5 protein-coding genes are annotated in these 6244 nt (G+C 40.8%); all 5 read left to right on the top strand.

The window, feature by feature from the left end:
- Nucleotides 1–680 (top strand): MFS transporter (locus VNZ46_RS04845; RefSeq protein ID WP_325559003.1); only part of this gene is annotated, 680 nt, incomplete at its 5' end.
- Nucleotides 681–718: 38 nt separating this feature from the next.
- On the top strand, nucleotides 719–1282 hold the full coding sequence (locus tag VNZ46_RS04840; protein ID WP_325559002.1) for a sigma-70 family RNA polymerase sigma factor: 564 nt from the start codon (nucleotides 719–721) through the stop codon (nucleotides 1280–1282).
- 43 nt (nucleotides 1283–1325) lie between these two features.
- Nucleotides 1326–2348, top strand: coding sequence for a FecR family protein (locus VNZ46_RS04835; RefSeq protein WP_325559001.1), 1023 nt, complete (start codon nucleotides 1326–1328; stop codon nucleotides 2346–2348).
- Between the two features lie 23 nt (nucleotides 2349–2371).
- Nucleotides 2372–5905: a SusC/RagA family TonB-linked outer membrane protein gene (locus VNZ46_RS04830; protein ID WP_325559000.1), complete on the top strand. Its 3534-nt coding sequence runs from the start codon at nucleotides 2372–2374 to the stop codon at nucleotides 5903–5905.
- A gap of 25 nt (nucleotides 5906–5930) precedes the next feature.
- A partial coding sequence (locus VNZ46_RS04825; RefSeq protein WP_414693465.1) for a hypothetical protein occupies nucleotides 5931–6244 on the top strand: 314 nt, incomplete at its 3' end.

Below are 6244 nucleotides of genomic sequence, written 5' to 3'. Positions count from 1 at the left end.
CCCGCGATAAACCGGCTGCCAAAACAGATGCATCTGCGCCGGTAGTACCATCTGTGAGCTGGATAGAGCGTTATCGTATGGTGTTGCGGAACAGGAAGTTTATGGTCGTTTCTCTGGGATTCGGATTTGAAAGCATGGCGCGTTACGGGCTGATCTTCTGGGTTCCTGTTCATTATCTTGGAAACAACTGGAAGGACAATCCGGGAAATCTATGGGTTACTTTTTTATTGCCGGTGGGTATGGCCGCAGGTGCGCTGTCATTTGGTCTGCTCTCAGACAGTCTGTTCAAAAAGAACAGGGTCAAGGCTATTGCTTTTGGAATGTCTGTTAGTGCATTAATCGCAGTATTGATCTACATTGCACCTGTACATAATTTGTTACTGGGTGGAAGCTTAATGCTGCTGGCTGGATTTTTTGTATATGGTCCGCAAGCCTGTTTCTGGCCCTTAAGTCCAGACTTACTGGGAAGCAGCCTTACCGGAACAGGCGTTGGCCTAATGAATATGACAGGTTACCTGTTTGCTGCATTTGGAGAGCCCCTGCTGGGTTATACGATTGATGTTACGGGCAATACCAATAGCATTTTTATGGTGATCGCTGTTCTATGTTTATTGTCGGCAGTTTGCGTTGGAGCTGTTAGAAGAAAGGGCTCTGAATCTGTAATTTGCGTTATTGATTGAAATGAATATTTATATTTGTTTATAATTTAAACAAATAAATGAACAGAAGCCATACCGACGCTGAACTTTGGAAATCATTTTGCGCGGGTAATGAGGAGTCCTTTATTAAATTGTATGAACAATATTACAGTACATTTTTTGTTTGGGGTTGTAAATGGCTGGGAAATGAGCACGACTTTGTAAAAGATCAGCTTCATGATTTTTTTATTTATATATGGGAACGAAGAGACAAGCTTTCCCTTGATATACATGTTAAGGCTTATTTATTAACCTCTTTCCGAAGGCAGTTGTTTTACCAGTGGAAAAAACATAAAAAGATGGAATCTGCTTCGGAATTTGCTGATTTTACTGAAACGGATGAGTCGGAACTCCTGGAAGCTGAATTGGTCACAGAACAGTTTTCCAAACTGGAAAAAGCCCTGACCTTACTCAGCCCTGCTCAAAGAGAGGTGGTGGAGCTCCGGTTTTTGCAGAATAAGTCTTTACAGGAAATAGCTGATTTAAAAAACACCAGTATTCGTACCACCTATAATTTGCTCCATCGGGGGATCAGCCGGCTCCGGGTGGAAATAAATGAAAAAAAGTTTCTTTGGCTGTGGTAAATTCAATGGGGTTTGTCCTTTGTATTAAAAAGAGCAAACCAATATGGAGTTTAAATCAAGTGACGATTTTCTTAAAAACGAGTCTTTTGTTAATTATTGCCTTGGAATAGACGAGCAGGATATTGATTTCTGGAAGAACTATGCTGTTCAACATCCAGAACAATTGGGACTGATGAATGAGGCTGCAGATTTGCTCAAAGATTTGCAACTGCTGTTGCTGGCGGAGAAATTAAAACCTGAGGCTGTTTCGAATTTAAGGGTGCATTTAAGACCGAAAAGAAGGGAGTATACTATTTTTTCCTGGAAATATACTGCAGCTGCGGCAGCGGTTCTCTTTCTGCTGGCTAGCGCCGTTTTCCTGTTTTATCCATCTCATCCTATTCCGAATCCACCTGAGCTGGCCAGATATTCTACACATCAATATGTGTATGAAGCTGGAGCAAATGAAAGAAAATCGATTAATTTATGGGATGGTAGTTTTGTGATCCTGGATAAGGGCGCAAAACTGGTGATTGATTCTTCTTTTGGTCAATCTGACAGGAAAATGTACCTGTCTGGTATAGCCTATTTTAAGGTAGCGAAAGATAGACAGCATCCCTTTAAAGTGTATACCGGTAAATATGTCACCACAGCTGTAGGTACCGCATTTAAGTTACAAACTGATCAGACCCTTAAAAAACTCCAGGTAGAATTGGAAGAAGGAAAAGTTATTGTCGAGAAAAAGATTGGCAATTCCTGGAATCTGGTGGCCACTTTACATCCTAAAGAGTCCATCAGCCTGGATGACCAGGTTCATCTGCCCCTTCATCAAAAGTTTTACGATAAAGACTTTAGCCAATGGAAAATACAAGAGGTAGTTTTCCAGAACGCACCAATGAAAGAAGTGCTCCTGCAGCTGGAAATTTACTATAACGTTAAGATTACTGTAGAAGACAGTGTTGTTATGCGAGAAACCTTTAATGGGAAATTTAGGCATGATGCACTGCCATCTGTTATGGAAATGGTCTGTTTCTCTCTAAACAAGCAATTTAAATTTATCGACTCCAACCATATAATTATTTACTAAACCAAACCAACAACCAAACATTTATGAATCTAAAAAGATTAAAATGGACTACACATTTTAAAACAGCATTGGTCAGGCCATTACTGGTGAGCTGTTTATTTCTGATGTTTTCTATGAACACATCTGCCCAGGAGAAAAAGCAAATCCTGTTTAACCAGGAATCGGTAACTGTGGCTTTTTCGAAGCTGGAAAAGGCGTTTAACATTCGTTTTTATTACTCTTCAGAAATCGTCGATAAAAAGGAACTGATCAGTATGTCTGCCAAGCCACGTACATTGAATGAGATTCTGGCCTACCTGGATGCTAATTATGGTTTTCTATTTAAATCAAACGGCAATATGATTGCCGTGAGCAAGAAATCAAGAGAGGTGCCGCCAGGCGGTAAAACACCTAAGAGTTCTGGTGAAGTGAAAGGACGCGCAGGATTGTTTGAAGGCAATGACGTGGTGTATGTTGCCGGAATCACTGTTTACGAAAGAGGCTCAAATAATTCAGCAATTACAGACAGCAAGGGTAATTTTAGAATCACCACCACTTCTGCAAATCCTAAGCTATTGATCAGTTATGTAGGTTATCAGACCAGCGAAATTGAAGTTAGCGGAAATACGCAGCTGAATATCAATTTGAGGGAAGATAACAATACTTTAAAAGAAGTTACAGTGGTATCCAATGGTTATCAGACTCTGGCCAAAAAAAATGCAACCGGTAGTTACTCTACGCTTTCAACTGAAGACATTGAACGCAGGAGTAGTCAGTCCTTAGATCGTATTCTCGAAGGATCGGTTCCGGGCCTGTCCGTTTATAATGGTTTCAGGTCTGTAAAGGGTGTTAGAACTCAGACAGGGCCGGATATCCAGGTTAGGGGTGGAAGTGCGATTCAGAGTGAAAGAAATACACCTTTGATCATTGTGGACGGTTTTCCGGTGAACCAGTTGCCGGATAACTTTAATGATGTAGAGAAAATTGATGTACTGAAAGATGCTTCTGCCTCGGCCATCTGGGGTGCAAGGGCAGCAAATGGTGTGATTGTGATCACCACCAAACGAGGAAAACAAGGTTCGTTTAGCATTAACTTTTCTTCTAATCTTTATTTGACCGAAAAAAATGATTTTGGTACACTCAGACGTGCAAGCTCGGCAGATATGATCAGTGTGGATAATGAGATCTATAAAAAGGGATATTTTACTTCGGCCTATTTTCAAAATGGTGTAGGTGGTTTTTCTCCTTCATTTGACTATATCCTGCAAAAGGAGCAGGGCTTAATTTCTGCTGCGCAACTGGCTCAAAAACAAGATTCGCTGTCGGGCTTATCTAATCTTCAACAGAATAAGGACCTTTTGATGCGTACCGGTGTCCGTCAAAACTATTACCTTTCTATGTCTGGTGGTGCAAATAAATATCGTTTTCTGCTTTCGGGTTCTTACGACAACAGTAAATCCAATTTTATCGGGGATAATTCCAGTTCTGTACAGTTAAACATGCGTAATGATTATGAGATCACTCCATGGCTACATGCGGTTGCGGATCTGAATGCTGTTTTTAATCATCAGGATATAGGAACAGATTTAAGGTATCAGCTGTATGGCCTTGCACCTTACCAAATGCAACTGGATGCTAATGGGAACTATGTGTACAGCTACAATGCATTTAATAAAAATACCAATGCAGCGTTGATGGCAAAGGGCTATTACAATAATGGACGGAATTTATTACAGGACGCAAGACTGGCTGATAACCAGAACAGCATTTTTGGCTTGAGGACTAAAGTGGGATTGGAGGCGACTTTGGCTAAGGGATTAACTTTTAATACTTATTTCCTGTATGACAAAATGAAAACCTCGGGTAATAACCTGGTTAATGAAAACTCCTATACAGCCCGGTCTTTGCTAAATCAGTATGCCAGCTTAGATGGAAATGGCAAGGCCCTGTTTAACCTGCCAAAAGGAAATTATCTTGATCTGTCAGAAACCACCAATGACAATACTTCTGTCCGTTCGCAATTTAATTACACCAATTTATTTGCTGGTAAACACTTTGTGAGCTTTAGCGGAGGTGCAGAGGTTAAACAATATTTAACCAAGGGACTTACCAACCGAAAGTTCAATTATATAGATGAGCTGCAATCCTGGTCGCCAATTAACCAGATTGTGCTTTTAAACGGGGTAATTGGCCAAAACGGGACCAATACTATTTACGATGCTACTGCATACGATAGGTTTAGCTATATCAATACAAGAGAAGTTTCTTATTATTCAACAGGTACTTATACTTATGATGATAAATATACTTTACAAGGAAGTTTACGTTATGATGAGTCCAACCTATTTGGTGTAGATCCTAAATACAGACGGACGCCGTTGTGGTCTGTTGGTACATCATGGGACATTACCAAAGAAAAATTCTTCCATGTCGATTTTATTAATTTATTAAAGCTAAGGGCAACTGTCGGATTAACTGGGAACTATGATCCCTCCACTACTCCTTTGCTTGTTGCGAGCAGAGCTTTCCAGGTTACAACAGGCGATTACCGGTCCAGGGTTGATGCGAGTAATCCCTACAATCCAAAATTGAGGTGGGAAAGAACGAAAACCTATAACTTAGGTACCGACATTGCTTTTTTGAGGAACAGGTTCCAGTTAAGTGTAGATGTTTACAAAAAATATGGCTATGATCTGCTGGGTACTCAATTACTGGATCCGACCATTGGATTTACTTCGACCAAGTTAAACGGCGCTAAGATGGTCAATACCGGATTGGAAGCTGCCTTGACCGGAAGGGTTTTACAACTTGGTGATTTCAACTGGACAAGTATCTTCAATTTTGCCTACAACACGAACAAAATTACGGAGAATAAAATTGCAGAAAGCAGCCCGGTGATCGGACGTGTTACAGGAACCGTACCCTATTATGTGGAAGGTTACCCGCGTGAAGCACTTTGGAGTTATAAATGGGCAGGTTTAAGCAATACCGGTGATCCGCAAGTTTATGATGGAAATGGCAATAAAATCCTGGTGCCAGTTATGGGTTCTCTGGAATACAGCGGTTCTTACAGACCTAAATATACAGGCGGTTTTACTAATATCTTTAATTATAAAGGTGCTTTTGCCAGTGTGATCCTGGTGTACAATTTTGGGGGTGTTTTTCGCCGGGAAATGCCATCGATGAACGGTTACGACTGGAGTCCTGTGATCAACTATCAGGTGGCCAACCGGTGGAAGTCTCCGGGAGATGAATCTCATACAGATATTGCGGCATATCAATCTTCTCCAGACTTGTCGTATGATAGCCGTGACCGTGCAGAGATGTATTCCAGTAATAGTGTGGAAAGCAGCAGTTTTATCCGTTTAAGGGAAATACAGCTTGGTTATAAGATACCGGGTACTGCTTTAAAGAAAACGCCCATTAAAAGTTTAACCATATCTGTTCAAATGAACAATATTGCCATCTGGACAAAGAATAAATACGGTATAGATCCGGAAGCTGTTGATGCGCAGACCGGTGCTTATTATTTGCCTACGCCTAAAGTGACAACGATTAGCCTGCGTGCAGGTTTCTAAGTGATAAAAATTAAATGATATTCTGATGAAGATAAAATTAATGATACTTGCAGCACTGATCCTTATAGGCTTTGGATCCTGCAAAAAATATCTGGACGCTAATCCTGTCAAAGGAAAGGTGGTTCCTAAAACACTTGCCGATTACGAGGAATTTCTAAACGATATCATCCTTTCTCAGTCTGGTTATGTCTATCCGGAGTTTATGACTGATGATATGCTGAACAGCACGATAACTACAGTTGCTGCAAACCGGCAGTCAAGGTCTTATGCCTGGCAGAGAGATCTTTTGCTGGCTACAGATGATGACAGTGAATGGAATACGCCTTATAACTATATTTA

Source organism: Pedobacter sp., assembly GCF_035566355.1.
GTDB lineage: Bacteria > Bacteroidota > Bacteroidia > Sphingobacteriales > Sphingobacteriaceae > Pedobacter.
This window is presented reverse-complemented; position numbering and strand designations above follow the sequence as displayed.